The 17401-nt window shown below is 44.1% G+C and carries 14 protein-coding genes; 6 read left to right on the forward strand and 8 right to left on the reverse strand.

Annotated features, from left to right (window positions below; genetic code table 11):
• Positions 1–45 precede the first annotated feature (45 nt).
• From xdp1 to ACRRSW_RS15725, 4 genes are all read right to left on the reverse strand, one after another.
• Entirely contained in the window at positions 46–801 is a 756-nt protein-coding gene (gene xdp1 / locus ACRRSW_RS15710) for an exosortase-dependent surface protein XDP1 (RefSeq protein ID WP_432459816.1), read from the reverse strand.
• A gap of 245 nt (positions 802–1046) precedes the next feature.
• Positions 1047–1784: a ferredoxin--NADP reductase gene (locus ACRRSW_RS15715; RefSeq protein ID WP_432461127.1), complete on the reverse strand. Its 738-nt coding sequence runs from the start codon at positions 1782–1784 to the stop codon at positions 1047–1049.
• Positions 1785–1889: 105 nt separating this feature from the next.
• The gene (locus ACRRSW_RS15720) at positions 1890–2414 is read right to left on the reverse strand and encodes a lipocalin family protein (RefSeq protein WP_432459817.1); all 525 of its coding nucleotides are present in this window, start codon (positions 2412–2414) and stop codon (positions 1890–1892) included.
• A gap of 15 nt (positions 2415–2429) precedes the next feature.
• Positions 2430–3191: a sulfite exporter TauE/SafE family protein gene (locus ACRRSW_RS15725; protein WP_432459818.1), complete on the reverse strand. Its 762-nt coding sequence runs from the start codon at positions 3189–3191 to the stop codon at positions 2430–2432.
• Between the two features lie 156 nt (positions 3192–3347).
• Here ACRRSW_RS15725 and lhgO point away from each other — a divergent pair, with 156 nt between their 5' ends.
• From lhgO to ACRRSW_RS15750, 5 genes are all read left to right on the forward strand, one after another.
• A complete protein-coding gene (gene lhgO, locus ACRRSW_RS15730; protein WP_432459819.1) occupies positions 3348–4544 on the forward strand; it encodes an L-2-hydroxyglutarate oxidase in 1197 nt (398 codons plus the stop codon).
• Positions 4545–4609: 65 nt separating this feature from the next.
• Positions 4610–5671 (forward strand): CobW family GTP-binding protein, encoded by a 1062-nt coding sequence (locus ACRRSW_RS15735; RefSeq protein WP_432459820.1) that lies wholly within the window; start codon positions 4610–4612, stop codon positions 5669–5671.
• A 47-nt stretch (positions 5672–5718) separates the two neighbouring features.
• Positions 5719–6192, forward strand: a complete 474-nt coding sequence (locus ACRRSW_RS15740) for a peroxiredoxin (protein ID WP_432459821.1) — start codon at positions 5719–5721, stop codon at positions 6190–6192.
• A gap of 60 nt (positions 6193–6252) precedes the next feature.
• Positions 6253–7008, forward strand: coding sequence for a S1/P1 nuclease (locus ACRRSW_RS15745; RefSeq protein WP_432459822.1), 756 nt, complete (start codon positions 6253–6255; stop codon positions 7006–7008).
• Between the two features lie 95 nt (positions 7009–7103).
• On the forward strand, positions 7104–8063 hold the full coding sequence (locus ACRRSW_RS15750) for a YbgA family protein (protein ID WP_432459823.1): 960 nt from the start codon (positions 7104–7106) through the stop codon (positions 8061–8063).
• Between the two features lie 116 nt (positions 8064–8179).
• Here ACRRSW_RS15750 and pelA read toward each other — a convergent pair whose 3' ends face one another.
• On the reverse strand, positions 8180–9718 hold the full coding sequence (gene pelA, locus ACRRSW_RS15755; RefSeq protein ID WP_432459824.1) for a pectate lyase: 1539 nt from the start codon (positions 9716–9718) through the stop codon (positions 8180–8182).
• Between the two features lie 943 nt (positions 9719–10661).
• Here pelA and ACRRSW_RS15760 point away from each other — a divergent pair.
• Complete coding sequence (locus ACRRSW_RS15760; protein ID WP_432459037.1) at positions 10662–11702, forward strand: IS481 family transposase; 1041 nt, start codon at positions 10662–10664, stop codon at positions 11700–11702.
• 440 nt (positions 11703–12142) lie between these two features.
• On the opposite strand, the gene ACRRSW_RS15765 is transcribed toward ACRRSW_RS15760, so the two are convergent.
• The 3 genes from ACRRSW_RS15765 to ACRRSW_RS15775 all read right to left on the reverse strand — a co-directional run bounded on the left by ACRRSW_RS15765 (position 12143) and on the right by ACRRSW_RS15775 (position 17063).
• Positions 12143–12448, reverse strand: a complete 306-nt coding sequence (locus ACRRSW_RS15765) for a YkgJ family cysteine cluster protein (protein WP_432459825.1) — start codon at positions 12446–12448, stop codon at positions 12143–12145.
• Positions 12449–12578: 130 nt separating this feature from the next.
• Positions 12579–13535 (reverse strand): MBL fold metallo-hydrolase, encoded by a 957-nt coding sequence (locus tag ACRRSW_RS15770; protein ID WP_432452289.1) that lies wholly within the window; start codon positions 13533–13535, stop codon positions 12579–12581.
• 348 nt (positions 13536–13883) lie between these two features.
• A complete protein-coding gene (locus ACRRSW_RS15775) occupies positions 13884–17063 on the reverse strand; it encodes a diguanylate cyclase (protein ID WP_432459826.1) in 3180 nt (1059 codons plus the stop codon).
• Between the last annotated feature and the right edge of the window lie 338 nt (positions 17064–17401).

Genomic DNA, 17401 nt, shown 5'->3' on the forward strand with positions numbered 1-17401 from the left:
TACAGCGTATTTCGTATTTTTAAACTAAAAAGGAGTTCTGTTAAATTATGCTTGGCGCTTGTTCTTACGTAAAGCAAGTCCAAATAGACCCATGGCTAACAACATCACCGTGCCAGGTTCAGGAACACTGGTTGCTGGTTGTAAAGGATCTTCACCTGGAGTCGCCTTAGCCCCCGCTAATTTAAAGGCATCGTTGTTATCAGACCAACCGAAGCTTCCAAATATCGGATTGTATGCCCCAATCAACCAGTATTTAGAGCTAGCACTGGAATCAATGGCCTGATAGGCAAATTCATCTGCATCCGCAACTTCCGCTTCGGTGGTCCAACCCAAGCCAGCCAAATCGTCCCAAGTTTGGCCATATAAAACTGGCGTATCACTACCGGAATAGGCGAGAACGCTAACATCGGCACTACTTGATGAACTATAACCGTAGTCTTCATAGGCCCAACCAAGCGTAAAACCAGACAGGTTAACTGACTGATCAAAGCTTAATAGCACCATGTCATGGTCATTACCAAAGCTGTCGATAGCATGGCTCGGTGACCCAGAGCGTTCGTCCTGATTTTTAGACATCAGGCCCCAATAATCGCTATAACTCAATCGAGTATTCGCTAAGGTTTCATCTTCGCGACGAGTCCCGGTATCGGACCAACCTTGAACACTCAAACCATCTAAATCTAGCGTATTGCCATAATTTGTTCCGGACAGAGTTCCATCATCGAAATCCCACACTTGCTCTGCAGCAACAGCCGACAAAGATAAAGCACAACTTGCTACTAACAAAATATGTTTAAACACAACGCCTCCCAACTAGCATCCTGCTATTAAAATTTAATCTTTCACTGCTTCATACAAAGCAAATTTCAAGCCAACTATAATTAATCTATTTAAACAATAACTTACAAACCAAACCTGATATTTTAAACGCTAAGTGTAAAAAAAGCTGACAAATGATTCCTTTGCTTTACATGCCGCAAAACTGAATGCAGCTGTAAACGCAGTGTAATTTTCAAGCGATTCTATCACAATAAAGTCAATCTACACTACCAATAGCGCTCTACGGTGATCTGTCCGGGCTTCCTGCGCAGGTTTTTAATCAAAGCTTTATGCTCTAGCTCTCGCTGTGCATCCGCGATCATCTCAGGATTTCCACAGATGATCACTTGCGAATTGTCTACCTTAAACTCTAAACCAACGGCGCGCTCCAGAACCCCATTGGCGATCGCCAAAGGAATACGACTCTTGAGTGCATCAGGATAAACTTCGCGAGTCACCATTGCTTGAAAAATAAATTGCTCTGCATATTGAGCTTTATATTTATCAATCAACGGTTGATAGGCGATATCTTGAGCGTAACTGACGGCATAAACTAATACAATTTTTTCAAAGCGCTGCCATACCGCAGCAGTTTCTAACATTGAAAAATATGGACCAATCCCCGTCCCACTGCCGAGCAGCCATAGATGCTTCCCCTCAGGGACTTCATCTAAAACCATAAAGCCTGAGGCTCTGCTGGATACTTCGATACAATCGCCAAGCTGCAGGGAATGTAGATTGGGCGACAATAAACCTTGCTCAACTTTAATGGCTAAAACCTCTAAATAATCACTGTCAGGAGGATTCACCAAAGAATAAGCTCGAGCGATACGTTTTCCATCTCGCATTTCCGATAACTTAATGAACTGGCCGGCAGTGAATGGTTCAATATCGGCTTTTATCCGTAAGCTAAATAATTGTTCATTCCAATCAATACGTTGTATAACCAAACCTTTAGTCCACATCATGGTTCCCTCGTGACTAAATCAAAATATGCAACACTGTTATATTGCTCATAAAGCGCATAACTCTCAGCTCAGGAATAGCACCAAATTTGATTCAACAATGATTTATCGTCGCCGGCGTTGTTCGACAAAAATCAATTGACTGGTATCAAAACCATAGCTTTTGGCTTTCTTTAATAAATCAATTCGAAGCTGAGGGGAGATCTCGGGATTACGCGCCAAAATCCATAAATAATCTCGATTGGGTCCAGCAACCAACGCATATTGATAGTTTTTATCTAATACAAAAACCACATAGGCTCCGTAGAAAGGACCAAAGAAAGAGACTTTTAAATGCGCAACCTTTGGTGAATCGACAAACTTGGCGATGCCCTTCGCCTCAGACCAAGTTTGTTTTTGCTCAGAGAAGCCTTTGTTGAGCACTCTCACTCGGCCATCCCTAGCTAAACTGTAAGTCGCAGTCACTTGGCTTAAGCCTCGCTCAAAGGAATGATCGAGGCGCGCAATTTCGTACCAAGTCCCCAGATAACGAGACAAATCAAAGTTGTCTACAGGCTCTATACCCTCAGGCTTAGCAGTGCAAGCAGACATCAACAGCAGACTAAAGCAAACCAGTAACAAACGATTCATGAGCATGCTTCCAAATTAAAACCAAAGCGCCGCAACACAGCCCACTAAGGTCATCACAAATAAAAACCACTTCAAAGTTGTGGGGGCAGCCTTAATGGCAAATTTAACCGCATAATGCGCGCCAATGATATAACCCACCGCTAATACGCTCCCTGGTAACCACAACACTTGGTCACGAACAATAAAGATCACCAAGGCAATGCTAGTAAATGCCAAAGTGCAAACTAACTTAAGTGCATTTGCTCTCACTAAATCGTAGCGTAGACTGCCAGCTAAGGCCGCGACCAATATGAAACCGACTCCCGCTTGAACAAAGCCCCCGTAAAAACCAGACAAGGCCAGACTCCATTTGGCGGCGGGCGTCTGCCTTACTTTTTTAGCTTGGGTTCCCGGTTCCGCAGCAACGACACTGGGTTTAATCAGTATCAGTCCAGCCATCGTCAACATCGCACCCAGCAACAAATATTTAATGATCCAGCTGGGAGCATAAGAAGCAGCAACGGCCCCAAATAATCCCCCCACCATGGTTGGCCACAAGATAGGAACCACATCTTCGATATCTAATTGACCATGTTTCTTGAAACCTAATGCTCCCGTGAGGCATTGTAAAAAAATACCAACACGGTTAGTGGCATTGGCGATTTCGGCGGGCATTCCCATGACCATTAAGGCTGGTAGCGTTAAATTTGAGCCGCCCCCCGCTAAAGTATTGATGACCCCTGCTACCAAGCCAACTCCCAACAGCAACAAACCATGCCAAATCGTAAAGTCGATCATTAAACGAAACTCCTCATCGATAAATTCACCTTAGCATTGCCTTAAACAATAATCATTAACATCTTGTATCCTTTAATCTTGCTCACACTAATTTTGTATCAACAGCAGTGCTCGGGCACAATGACAGCATGATGCTCGAAACGGAAAGTAACTAAAATGTACAATTACATCATTATCGGCGGCGGTATTATTGGACTTTCTACCGCTTGGCAGCTTCAGCAACACCACCCGCAAGCCAAGATCCTGCTAATCGAAAAAGAAACTCAATTGGCGCAGCATCAAACGGGCCATAACAGCGGCGTGATCCATGCGGGTGTGTATTACCAACCGGGCAGCCTGAAAGCCAACTTTTGTAAACAAGGCCACCAGCAAACGCTCGCGTTTTGTAAGCAGCATCATATTCCGGTAGAACAATGTGGAAAACTGTTAGTTGCCAGTAATCCCCTAGAACTCAGTAGAATGCAGGCACTCGAACAACGCTGCCAAGCGAATGGCATTCAAGTTGAACGACTCGATGGCCAGCAGCTCAGGGAATTGGAACCGAACATTTGCGGCTTAGCCGCTCTCAAAGTAGCCGCCACAGGGATTGTCGATTACCAACAAATTTGCCTTAAAATAGCGCAACTATTTCAAGACCTAGGCGGTGAAATAAAGCTCGCTCAGCAAGTAATAAAACTAAACGAAGATCCCCACAGGATCCGCGTTACGACCCAACAAACGAGCATTGATACCCAGTATCTAGTCGTATGTGGTGGTTTAATGGCCGACCGCTTATGCCAAATGTTAGACATAGACATCGATTTTCAAATCATTCCCTATCGCGGTGAGTACTATCAATTGACTGCGCGCCATAATCAACTCATTAAACACCTGATCTACCCGATCCCCGATCCAGAACTTCCATTTTTGGGCGTACATCTCACCAAGATGATCAACGGTTCCATTACGGTGGGGCCTAATGCAGTTCAGGGTTGGTCTCGCGAAGGCTATCAAAAAGGCGCATTTAATCTTTGTGATATCAAGCAAATGCTAGCTTTCAGTGGGTTTTGGAAGGTCGCCAAACAACACTTTCGCAGTGGCTTGAGTGAAACCAAAGACTCATTCTTTAAATCTGGATATTTGCAGCGTGTACGTAAATACTGCCCGAGCCTACAGCGCCATGATCTTGGCCCCTACCCAGCCGGGATCCGCGCCCAAGCTGTACTTCGTGATGGCACCTTAGTACATGACTTTTTATTTGCCCAAAGCGCACGTAGCTTACATGTTTGTAATGCACCCTCACCTGCGGCAACCTCAGCATTTCCAATTGGCGCGCACATCTGTGATAAATTAGCGGCATTGAGTCAGCCCTAATGAAAGAATAATCGACTAAACGCTGCATTATAAATTGACGCTGTCGATCTCTAGGTAAAAGTTATATGCAAATCATCACTAAAGCGGTGCCAACCAATCTTATCTCTGGATTTTTAGGTGCAGGCAAAACTACCTTAATTAAACATCTGCTGGCCAACAAGCCTCCAGAGCAACGTTGGGCCGTTTTAAGCAATGAATTTGGCGAAATAGGTCTCGATGCCGACTTCATTTCCGCCGCAGACCCCGACTCAAAGGTATTCATCAAAGAAGTCCCCGGAGGATGCCTATGTTGCGCTGCAGGGGTGCCGTTTCAGGTGGCGCTGACACAACTATTACGAACGGCAAAACCAGACCGTTTATTAATCGAACCGACCGGCCTCGGCCATCCCAAACAAATTCGGCAACGCCTGCAAAGCTTAAGTGCTCAAGCACACTTACAGCTCGCGGCGACACTCACCTTAGTAGATGCTCGAATAATTACCGACCCTCGCTATACCTCACACCCCAATTTTGCAGCACAGTTGGCAATTGCAGATCTGATCCTTGCCAGCAAAAGCGAAAGCTATCAATCGAAGGACCTAGAAGAACTGCAAGCTTTTCTTCGGCAGCTCGGGCTATCTGCCACCCCCTTACTCGCAATCCGTAGAGGAGAGTTAGCTCTAAACTATTTAGATGTAAACGGGCCTAAAGCAAAGGAACCAGAGCCATTCAATCTAGGCTCAAATTCACTCGATGAGTCTCTACAAGAGCAAGCGCTCACAGCCGTAAACGATCAACAAGCCCCGCTAACTAAAGCTATCTGCAAGGTTCAGCACCTTGAAGGATATACCAGTATCGGCTGGCATTTGCCTGCACAATATCGTTTTGAAGCGCAACAACTAGCTGCATTTATTAACACATTAGAGTTACTTCGAGCCAAAGTCCTATGCCAATGTGACCAAGGAAGCTTGTTACTGAATCGCCTTGGACAACACACTCACATCGAATACTTACCCGCCAATACCATCAACAAACTAGAACTGATTGGTCAAGACCTGCCCCAACTCGAACAACTTAATCATCAGTTACTGGCCTGCTGTCTCAATCCCAGCCAAGACTTGCTTGCCCAACTCAAGAATAGGCTCTAGTCTTAGCAATCGAGTATTCACCTGATTCAATCTAAAAGGAAGTCAGCATGATCGAAGTTGGACAAAAGTTACCCGAAGCTAGCTTAAGTGAATTAACCGCCGACGGTATGAAAACCCATAAGCTGAATCAATTGTTTGCTGGCAAAAAAGTGGTTTTATTCGCGGTACCCGGTGCTTTTACGCCCACCTGCTCCGAAGCCCATCTACCAGGTTTTGTGGTCTTAGCCGATCAAATCAAGGCTAAAGGTGTGGATATTATCGCCTGTGTCGCAGTGAATGACGCTTTTGTAATGCAAGCCTGGGGAACAGCGCAAAATGCTGAGCAAATAATGATGCTAGCCGACGGAGATGCGAGCTTTACCAAGGCGCTAGGTCTAGAAATGGACACCGCTAGTTTTGGCGGTATTCGTTCACAACGCTATGCCTTGATTATCGACGACTTAACGGTCACAACGGTGAATGTTGAACAAGCAAAAAGCTTTGAGCGAAGTAAAGCAGAAACCATTTTAGACTTGCTGTAAATCCCAATCACGCTCGCTAACAGCTTTCGAGTGAACTGTTAGCGACATTGAGGTCGCAACTTGAAACGTTTTCATCTGCTATTGTGCTGTTGCTTGATTTCTTTTCCCTGTTTTGCTTTTGGTCATTTGGGCCATCAGTTAGTGGCTTATATTGCCCAACAGAATTTAACGCCTACCGTCACTCAACGGGTGAGCGATATTCTCGATGGAAAGTCACTGGTCGACGTCGCAAGCTGGGCCGATAAAATTCGTGACCAAAAACAATGGCAACATACCGGACCTTGGCATTACCTGAATATAGACAAGGGGAAAACTCTTGCTCAACAACGGCGCTCAGCAAAAGGTGATGTGCTCAGCCAGCTCGAGTATTTCGAGCGACAACTCGCTCAAGCAGCGAGCCACAACAAACAACAGCAAGCCTTAAAGTTTTATGTACACCTACTCGCCGATCTTCACCAACCCTTACACCTTGGTTATGCCCAAGATCGCGGCGGAAATACCCGCAAAATTAGCTGGTACGGTAAGCCCTCAAACCTCCATCGAGTCTGGGATAGTCAGCTATTAAATACCCGCGACGACTCCCCTGAGAACTATGCCAAGTGGCTCATCAAACACTATTCCAAACAAACTTTCGAGATTCATTTAAGTTATCCTCAGTGGATAGCAGAGACTCGTCAGCTGGTGCCACAGGCCTATCAATTTTCTAGTCCTCGACTTGGCCGGTCATATGTTAATCGTCACCGGGCAAGCCTAGAATTACAAATCGTCAAAGCTGGCCTCCGGCTCGCAGCCAAACTAAATCAACAACTAGGATAGACAGACACGACGAAAGATTGAATTTTTTTCAGCGTAAAGTGATCGCCCCACGCTCACTTGCGTATTAAGAATGAAGACAACCAGGGGAAAGCATCATGAACCGATTCTCTAGCGACAAAATTTCCGTCGGCATCAGTAGCTGCTTATTAGGCCAAGAAGTTCGTTACGACGGCGGACATAAGCAATCACGCTTCTGTCGTGTCGAGTTGGCTGAGTTTTTTAGCTTCGAGCCCACCTGCCCAGAGATGGCAATTGGCATGGATAGCCCTCGCAAAGCAATTCGCTTAGTTCAGGATGACCAGCGGATCAGTCTGCAGGCCAGTGATGGCAGCTTCGATGTCACTGAAAAAATGCATGATTATACCGAGCGTCGCTTGCCGCAACTCGGTCATCTTAGCGGTTATATCGTCTGCGCTAAATCACCAAGCTGTGGCATGGAACGAGTCAGTGTTTATCATCCGCAGAAGAACAACGCAACTAAAGATGGCAGCGGCCTATTCACCGCTAAATTAATGCAGGCCTATCCCTTGCTTCCTGTAGAAGAAGATGGCCGGCTGAATGACCCCTTACTTCGGGAAAACTTTATTAACCGAGTGTTTGCTTACCATGAGTGGAAAAGCTTGGCCGACGAGGGCCTGAGTGTCGCGAAAGTACAGCGCTTTCATGCAAAATTCAAGTACCTATTGATGGCCCACCACCCAGAAAAATATCGTCATTTGGGTCCCTTAGTCGCGAATCTAAACGGTAATCATGACCAGCGCGGTTTTAACGCCTACATCGCTCAGTTTATGGCAATTCTTAAACACAATTGCAGCCGTAAAAATCACTGTAATGTATTGCTGCACTTGCAAGGTTATTTCAAACGCGAATTAAATCCCGAACAAAGACAAGAGCTGAGTGAACGGATCCACCAGTACCGTGAAGGCTTACTTCCCTTACTGGTTCCGATTAGTTTAATTCAACACTACTTGCGCGAGCACCCTAATCACTATGTTGCGATGCAGGCTTACCTAAATCCGCATCCAAATCAGCTGAAGTTACGCTATAGCCTTTAAAAATAAGGCCCATAACAGCGCTTTATTTCACAAAAAAAAAGCTTTAAGCCTTTCGGCTTAAAGCTTTTACTTAACACAGGAACAAGGATTAAAGAACAGGATTAAGGTCTTTCTATTTACTCAGCTAAAACGTTCACCTTAGGCGAGTATTTCGCTTGCCATTTAGGATAATTATTTTTAATTAATTTACCCGGTGACGTTACCAACCAACTATATTTCACCCGACGCTCGTAGCTTACTTTTTCGTAAGCATCCAAGTGATCGCCTTGGCGATTAGAGAATAGCGGTTGCAGAGTTTCGGTATTGATAAAACGTGGCCATACGGTGCTACCTTGTTTATCAATCACAATTCGGTTGCGACCAAATTCAAGAGTGTCGTCTTTGGTCTTCACTAATTTTTTATCTTTAATGCTCTGAGACTTCAAGAAAGCCACAGAACTATTAATCGCATCAACAACTTCTGATGATGGTTTATCAATGCTCATCAAAAATTTGATCACTTTCACGCTCTCATCACCACTAATTGATGCAAGCTCGTATGAGCGACCGCGTTCACAGGCAAGCGTATCCACATTATATTGGGCACACCATCCGGTCTTAACGCCATTCACGACCACTTGGTTATCGAGAATAAAGCGGATCCCTTTATTCATTGAGGCTTTCGCGCGGGTCGCTAGGTCATCAGAAACAAAAGCAAAATCTTTAGTTTTATTCGCCACTTCTTCTAAAATATTGAGCGTATTAGAAATAGCATTATCATTGAACGTCACATGACGATGATAGCCTCGAGTTTGTGGGAAGAATTGTGGCCAACCCCCGTTGTCATATTGCCCATTAATTAAATACTCAACCCCACGAATGATGCTTTCTTGTAAACGTTGATCTGAATGCTGTTGGTTAATCTTCGCCAACACTTCAATTTGCAAGTTCGTGGCATCGTTATCAATCGTAGATTTCTGACGATAAGTGGGAAAAGTATCACGATCATAAGCAACCGATAAATCATTAGAGCTACCAATCTTAAACCAGCCGCCATCTCCATTTTGGTTAGCTAGCATAGCCTCTGCCACATTCTTCGCTTCTTTAGAGGCAAACCACTCTGGTTTTTGTTTGAGAATAGTCTTGGCCGAAATTTTGCCCTTATGCGCTTTAAAGATGGTACCGCTAGGGCGTAGTAGCGTGACTTCGGCAATGTGTCTAGATGAATTCCAAGTATATTTAGCGCCGAGTCCTTCAAATACAAAGCGAAATGGCACATACAAGGCCCCCTCTATGATCTGGGGTGCGGCTGGAGCCTTGACCGTTTTACCATTCACTACAGCATCAGCAGAATCAAGCACCATCGACACAACGTTTTTATTTAAACGATACTCAACCGTCTTACCATCGAAAGACATTTCACCGTTTAATTCATCAAAAATATCGTCTAACGGCGCTATCACCACCTTCTCTTTAGTCATCAGTGGTTTTAGATAATAAGCATCCAGTAGCTCATGATAACTCCCGTCGACTTTCATCATCGGCTCACTCATGATCAATGAAACCGTATGTAAGTCACTATTTTCCCAAGTCACGGCTTGTTCTGCATAAGCCGAACTTGCAGTGCAAGCGGCTGCCAGCATCAGGGCTAAATAAGTTTTTTTAACCAACTTCATTCTGCTTCTCCAAATACTTATGTTTAGTCGTCGACAAGCTTCTCTGCTTTACCACAGCCAATGAAATAATCGACAAATGCTCTGTACAAAATAAAACATCGCTAGCACTTTTACGGTTGGCCATTGAATGACCAATGACGACCCAGTTCAACTAAATATATCGGCACAGCTTTAAGAAACGATGGTTGTATATTATTAAAAAGCGGTTTTAAAAAAGAGGATCGAAGTCTGGTTTTTCTATATATGATTTGAATTGATTCACAAAAATAAACTTCCGTAGCAAAAAATATCCTTTATTTTAATAAACTTACCCATCGTTACTCCCTCCCCCAAAAAAAAGTGACTCACTCCAGGAACCACAAACTGGCATAGGGCGGTCGTCATCGAGAACCGGTCACTTTAATTAGATAAGCTCTTACTGAGATAAAGGCTTAATTCATATGATGGGCAAAGGTATGGAAACAGCGTTTTAACTCACCGAATGCCACGCCTAAGAGCAAACACTTTGGCTATCGCCTGTTTATAGGGACCACATACGCTAGATTAAGCAAAAATTAGCCCTTGTTGGTGCGACATTACGGGCTATTTGTTCGAGATATTTTTTATTGCGCAGCGCTAACCACGCTTACTCACTTCGCATCTCTTAAATTTGGGTACAGAATCCCCAAAAAATCAGAATTGCAATCAGCTCTTGAGTCAACATAAACATAAGCTGCAACGTCTGCCTTTATCAGGGTGAAAAATAAACCAAGCAGCACCCAAACGAACTTTAAATCCGATGAAGTATTTGGAACCGAGCTTCCACAACAACGACAAAAATCGGCTCTAAATTGTATTAGTTCCGACTAGATCTGACACTACTTCTTGAAAAGTAGAGAGTTACCCGTTTTGATAAAGGTGTTGAATCTTTAATCAAAATATCCAAAAAGGAAGGTAACTCTCTATGTTGCATACTAACAACCCGATCATCAAACACAAAGCTGGTTTACTCAATCTTGCCGAAGAACTTGGCAATGTGTCTAAAGCTTGTAAAGTCATGGGCGTATCTAGGGATACGTTTTATCGCTACCAAGAGCTTGCAGAGGAAGGTGGCTTAGATGCCCTCATCAACAGGACTCGGCGAACGCCTAACCTTAAAAATAGAGTCGATGAAGCAACCGAACAGACCGTCATTAAATATGCTATTGAGCAGCCCGCTCATGGCCAGCATAGAACCAGTAACGAGCTACGCAAACAAGGTGTGTTTGTCTCTGGCAGTGGTGTTCGCTCAATTTGGTTACGCCATAGTCTCGAAAACTTTAAAAAGCGTTTAAAAGCCTTAGAAGCTAAAGTGGCTAGCGAAGGCATTGTACTTAGTGATGCGCAAGTTGCTGCGCTTGAAAAAAAGAAATACGATGATGAGGCTTGTGGGGAAATTGAAACCGCTCACCCTGGCTACCTAGGCTCACAAGATACGTTTTACGTAGGCAACCTGAAGGGCGTTGGACGCATCTATCAGCAAACCTTTGTTGATACCTATAGCAAAGTCGCTTTTGCTAAGTTGTATACCACCAAAACGCCAATAACAGCAGCTGATGTGCTGAATGACAAAGTTCTGCCGTACTTTGAGTCAAAGGGCTTGCCCATGCTTCGTATATTGACTGACCGAGGTACAGAATACTGCGGCCGAGTAGAACAGCATGACTATCAGCTCTATCTAGCCATCAATGATATAGACCACACCAAAACTAAAGCAATGTCGCCTCAAACTAACGGCATCTGCGAGCGATTTCATAAGACGATCTTGAACGAGTTTTATCAAATCACATTTAGGAAGAAACTGTACTCAACACTAGAGGAGCTGCAAAAAGATCTGGACGAGTGGATGGATTACTACAACAATGAACGAACCCATCAAGGAAAGATATGCTGTGGCAGAACACCACTTGAAACATTAGTCGATGGGAAAACGGTTTGGGCTGAGAAGAATTTAGCTCAAATCTAAGCTGACAAGGCACCCTAAAAATCGGGTAACTGTCAGATCAGGTCTGAGCTACTACATCTAAATCCTGAACAGGTAGCATATGAACTCATTTGATTTTGAGCCAAGGTCCACTCAAAATTGTTAAATGCGACCACGACCGCTGAATTAGATGCGGAACCGGATACCTTCAGGCGCAAAAACAGGAGCATTGATAAATCGAAGGTAACTCTGCAGACAAGATAAATGAGACTTCACTACACAAACAGCTTTCTTTCATTTCATCTCCATACCACATTCACGCTCCATCACTCGAAGCGAAATGGTGCATCCTGCGGAATGTTTTAACATCATCCTTTGTAACTGAAATGCCGACATAAACTTCGAATGGACTATCCAGCAAGGCTTCTGTCGTGAAATGCTTGATAAAATAAATGAACTTTGTGTTCTAGCTCGATGGGAAATCAAGTGAGCATCGATACCGCTCTCTCATTTCGACACTGATAGGATCCCATTTCAAATTCGCGACAGATCCAAGGCCGGTTTTCATAAATAGAACACAGTAAAGTCTCACGATCCAACGCTGAGCACCAGCCATCATCTAAACGTAGCATGCTTTCACCGCCCCATTCATCAACAACAATATGATGGTCGGGAACCCCTGTGTCGCTAATAATCATAACTTCTAATCGACAACAGCAAGCATGGCAATTAGAACAGCTGACTTCAGTTTCGGATAATATTTTAATATTAATCGCCAGATATCTCATCTATTGGAACAGCAGAGGATTTTACCCTAAGAGACGGAAACTCGAAATCAATTTGGATGATTTACTTCGCCCATCTATAGGGCCACCAGCAGCACACCTAAAATCAAGGCAACAAATCTCGGCAAGCAAATCACTCTCGCTCAAAGACTCGGGTTTCACCAATCGCCATATGGATAAACTGGCTATTATCATCCAACTGCGTTTGAGTCAGTTTATCCAGCAGTTCAGCAGGCTCCATCACTGGTTCGGCAGTCAATGGATAAGTCCCCCAATGCATGCCAATGGATAATTTTGAACGCACATCTTGATGCACTTTTATCGCCTCTGCCACATCAACATGTTGATCTTTCATAAAACCCCTAGGGGAATAGGCCCCAATAGGAATCAAGGCTACGTCAATTTCGCCTGCCCATTGGCCAATCTCTTTAAAATCATAAGGGTTATAACCGGTGTCACCAGCAAACCACAAACGTTTGCCGCCCAGTTCAATTAGCCAACTTGCCCAATGGGTTTTATTTCGATCAAATACCCCCCTTCCAGACCAATGCTGGCTCGGGGTTGCGGTAATACTCGCCGCACCAAAGGTTTGATGGTCCCACCAAGCAAGTTCATTGACTCGCTGAGCATCGATTCCTTGTTTTTCAAACCAGGGTTTTAGGCCTTCAGGCACAAAGTAATTAGTCCGATTCCCCAAATGTTTAATGGTATTTTCATCTAAGTGGTCATAGTGATTATGCGATATCAACACAAAATCAATATTGGGTAGATCTTCTAAATCGAAGGTAAGTGGGACAAGGCGCTTCGGTCCAGCAAAAGACATCGGTGAAACTCGTTCACTAAACACCGGGTCGGTCAAAAAATTCACTCCAGCAACTTGAATCAAAAAACTAGAGTGGCCTAACCAAGTAATTTTGGTCGCCTCATCAACACGATTAATTAATTGGCTATCGACAGACTGGCGCGGTATATCTGCTGCCTGGGCCGCTTGGTCAGCCCACTTGGGTTCACCAAAATAGCGAACATAGAAGAACTTTAATGGGTTTTTTTCTATCGCTGGAATATGATTATTTTTGAATTGCTTACTCATGCTAACACTACACGCAATGAGCGCTACTGCACCAATTCCAACAAGCAAAGTTTGTACAACTGTCACTGCCACAAGATTCCCTATGTTCAAACACATGAATGGTTGATAACTCACTATCCCCCAAAAGATGAGTAATGACTATCACAAACCTTCATAAAAATAATGAGATAATCAACAGTTTAAAGATGGGCTTAGGCAAATACAAGGTTGGCAGCACCACGCTGTTTGAACAAACTAAGCTTATGTTTCATTTATGGTAAATGAAGCGAGCGATAAGCGACCAATATATTGCCAAACTTTGAGTGGTGTTAGTCAGCAATGAAAGCGTTGCTTATCGCCTAGCCGACTTCATCGACTGATCACTTTCACCCGGCCTTTTCCTTCGGCCTTGGCTTTATACAAAGCTTTATCTGCTTGTTTTAACAACCACGCTTCATTTAAGTCCGTATGCACCATACCACCGCAATCGGTAATCCCGATGGAGCAGGTTAAATCAGGTAGATTCTCCACTAACTCAACGCTGTCGGCCCACTCAATTAATTGTGGTTTTAAATAATGGTGTAATTGTAAGTTATCTAATAAACGCTCTGCGCTTATCTTCGCTTGGCTGTGACTCACATTTGGGAATACCACAACAAACTCATCCCCGCCCCAACGCGCAACAATATCACTGGCTCGCATCGTTTGAATCAGTATCTCCGCAAACGCACAAAGTACGCGATCCCCCACATCGTGACCAAGCAAATCATTCACAAGTTTAAAATTGTCTAAATCTATATAGGCTAAAGAGCAATAGTAACTGCCAGATTGCTGCGCACAAATGACTAACTCTTGTTCAAGGCGAGCCAATAGGGCTTGACGATTAAACAAGCCCGTTAAAGGATCGGTGGTCGACATTTTTAACAGATTTTCTCGATGCCTTAGCTGCTGTAATTGACTGCCAAGCTGTCGGCTCACCAATTGCAGGGTATCTTGATCCTGACGATCGAAGTAGCGATTACTATTGACGTTACACAAAGTCATTGCCGCATAAAGGTGCCCATCCACAAAAATAGGTAAACATGCCAGCGAGTTATAGGTGGCACGCTTGCCATCTTCTCCCTTAGAGAAGAAGCTATTTTCGACCCAAATGTTCTGGTGTTCTTTAATTTTATGAAGATATTGCTGTACCTGAGAGTCTGGCAAACTATGACCGACCTCGGTCCACGCCTGCCACTGGTCAACGTTTAGGTAATGGATCATGCCTCGCTGTACCGTGAAATTACCACAAACTAATTTCAAGCTTTCATTGGCTAGATCCTGACTATTGTCAAAGCGCTCTGGAAGAGATTGCATTCGACTAATCAATTGCATCTCTCGCAAACGCTGTTGCACTTGGCGTAACTGCATCCCTTGCTTCGCATTTCGCACCAAGTCTTCGAGATAAAGCTGTACCGGTAATAAACGGACCGCTTTAATCTGTCGAGAATAAAAGACGTTTCGCTGACTGATAACTTGCTGAATATCGATAAAAATTTGGGAAAAATGAGGTAAGTCTAATAACTCACACATCGCTAAGCTTTGGCTTAATAGTCGTTCACAGCCTAGCCAATCCCCCTGACGACTATACACTTCTAGCAATTCACAGCTACATTGCGGCAATAAACGAGTATCCATATCCACTACGTCCCCCAAAATGGCGGGGGCAGCTTCAAATACTTGCCGAGCTTCATCTAAGCGCTCATCTGCCACATATAAAGCGCCTTGTAGCAAGCTCATTAAAAACTCACCCGTGCTAGAGGGTTTAAACGGTAGCCCCTGCATCCGCTCTAGACATTGCTGAGCTCTTGCTAACTCACCTAACTTCGCATGACAAAAACCTTTCAGACTAAATACATCATAGAGGTTACGAAATGGGAAGTGAGTCATTTGCCTAATCCGACACACCCGAACCAACTGCTCAAGCACGTCACTGGCTTGCTGATAATCTCGAGTACAAAAATACAACCAAGCAAAATTGTAAAGAGTTGCCACCAGCTCTGAATAATCGCCACTATGGCGAATAATATTATAGGCGGCCAAATACTGTTGTTGCGCTTCGGGATACTTCTCAAGCAAGGTGTTAAAATAACCAGTCCCATTATACATTCGCACCCGTTCACTGGCCTCCCCCAATGCTTCCCGGATCCGAGAGCTAATCGCAAAACATCGAAAAGTCGCATGATAACGGCCCACATAGGAATAGATGATCCCCTTACTATGATAACTGGCGGCGATACCTTGATGATGGCCAATTTTACGCGCTAAATTAACCGCTTTCTGAGTAAACTCCAGTGCCAGCGCTGCCTCCAGCTCCTCATAAAAACGTAAATAGGTATAGTAATTACGTAGAGCATATAATCGGGAGCAGTTCATCTGATAACGATGCAATGTTTTATCAAGCAGCTCAAACTGCTTTAGCTGTACAGGTGTCGAAGACTTATCATGGGCGTAATAATTCACAAACCAAGATTGGGCCAATAGCCGCCCATGACCCGCCTGCTCTGCGACTTCGATAGCGGCTTCTGAATACTGCATTGCCTCTTCAAAACGCTGCTGTTGGACTAAACTTAGGCTCAGTAAATTAAGCTGCTTTACCCTATCATCCGTGCGACAGGGAGACGCTTCAGAAACCGATACTAACTCTAATTCCGTCACCGCCTCATTCAATTCTCCCTGATAAAGTAAGGCTTCAGCAAGTTGTAACTGTAACTGTTCAACAGCCGGGCTTACTACGTCCCCCGCATCGAGCAACACCCTTGCAGCAGCTTCAGCTTCTGGCCACGCCATACTCTGGATATTCTCTGCCACTAATTGCATCGAGACTTCACCCTGTTCCCGATAGTGCCAAATCGGCTTTAATAAGGCTTGACTCGGAGGGACCCGATACAACAAAGTCATATCATCCACCCAATCAAGAAAACCTTCCCACGCTTCGTCATCTTGGCGATGACTAAGTGCATACTGGGTATCCACCTCTATCATCACCATAATTGGATTTTTCAGTTGATGATTGACTAAGCCGATTAAAGTTTGAATCGCGGAAGCAGAAGCGAAATGCCAACCCGTAATCACCAAAATACAAGGTTCATCCAACAGCAATTCGACTAAACGTAAAATAGCCTGCTGTAAAGCTCGCTGCTCAAAATACAAATCATCCATTAACAATAATTCAGTTCGAGGATGAATCTTTCCGGTTAATAGCCCACTTAAGCACTGCTGTAAGGGAACAAAATCAGTTGCAAGCTTCACTAAGTCTGCCACTGAATAATTAGATTGTGGCAACTGATGCATAAACAAGGCAAACAAGGCTCGGTAAGGAGAGTAAATACTTTGCTGATTCAAGCTAATCAGTTTCAACGATAATTGTTGTTGCTCGGCAAATGCAGAAGCCCAACGAGCAAGACTCTCTGCGTCGCTACTTTGATAAAAACTAAAACTCGCTTGACGGCACTGGGCTCTCTTCCATTCGGTCTCGATACGTTGTGAAAAATGATCGACTCGGGGCATGTTGTTTAATCGCCTCCTCAGGCTATTCAAGGTTGAAGATGATGATCCCTTCTGCTTGCATGTTTATCCACGGAAGTTTCGGTGCAGAGCGTGATATCTCAAGAACAAGCAATTCAACCAAACTTTACACTCAAAACGGCTTAAGCAATACCGCTGAGGTTAAGCTCAACTTCTATATTCTTTCGAACAAAATGAACCACGAAACATGAAGCGACCCTAGTCTTCTTCACATTTCATCCTCATGCGAATTGTAAAGTAATCACTAAAATAACTATATTGTCAGCGTCACATAAACTCGTTCAGCCGATTTATTTAAACGGTACGATTAAATAAATCTG

The organism is Agarivorans sp. QJM3NY_25, assembly GCF_050870875.2.
Classification (GTDB): domain Bacteria; phylum Pseudomonadota; class Gammaproteobacteria; order Enterobacterales; family Celerinatantimonadaceae; genus Agarivorans.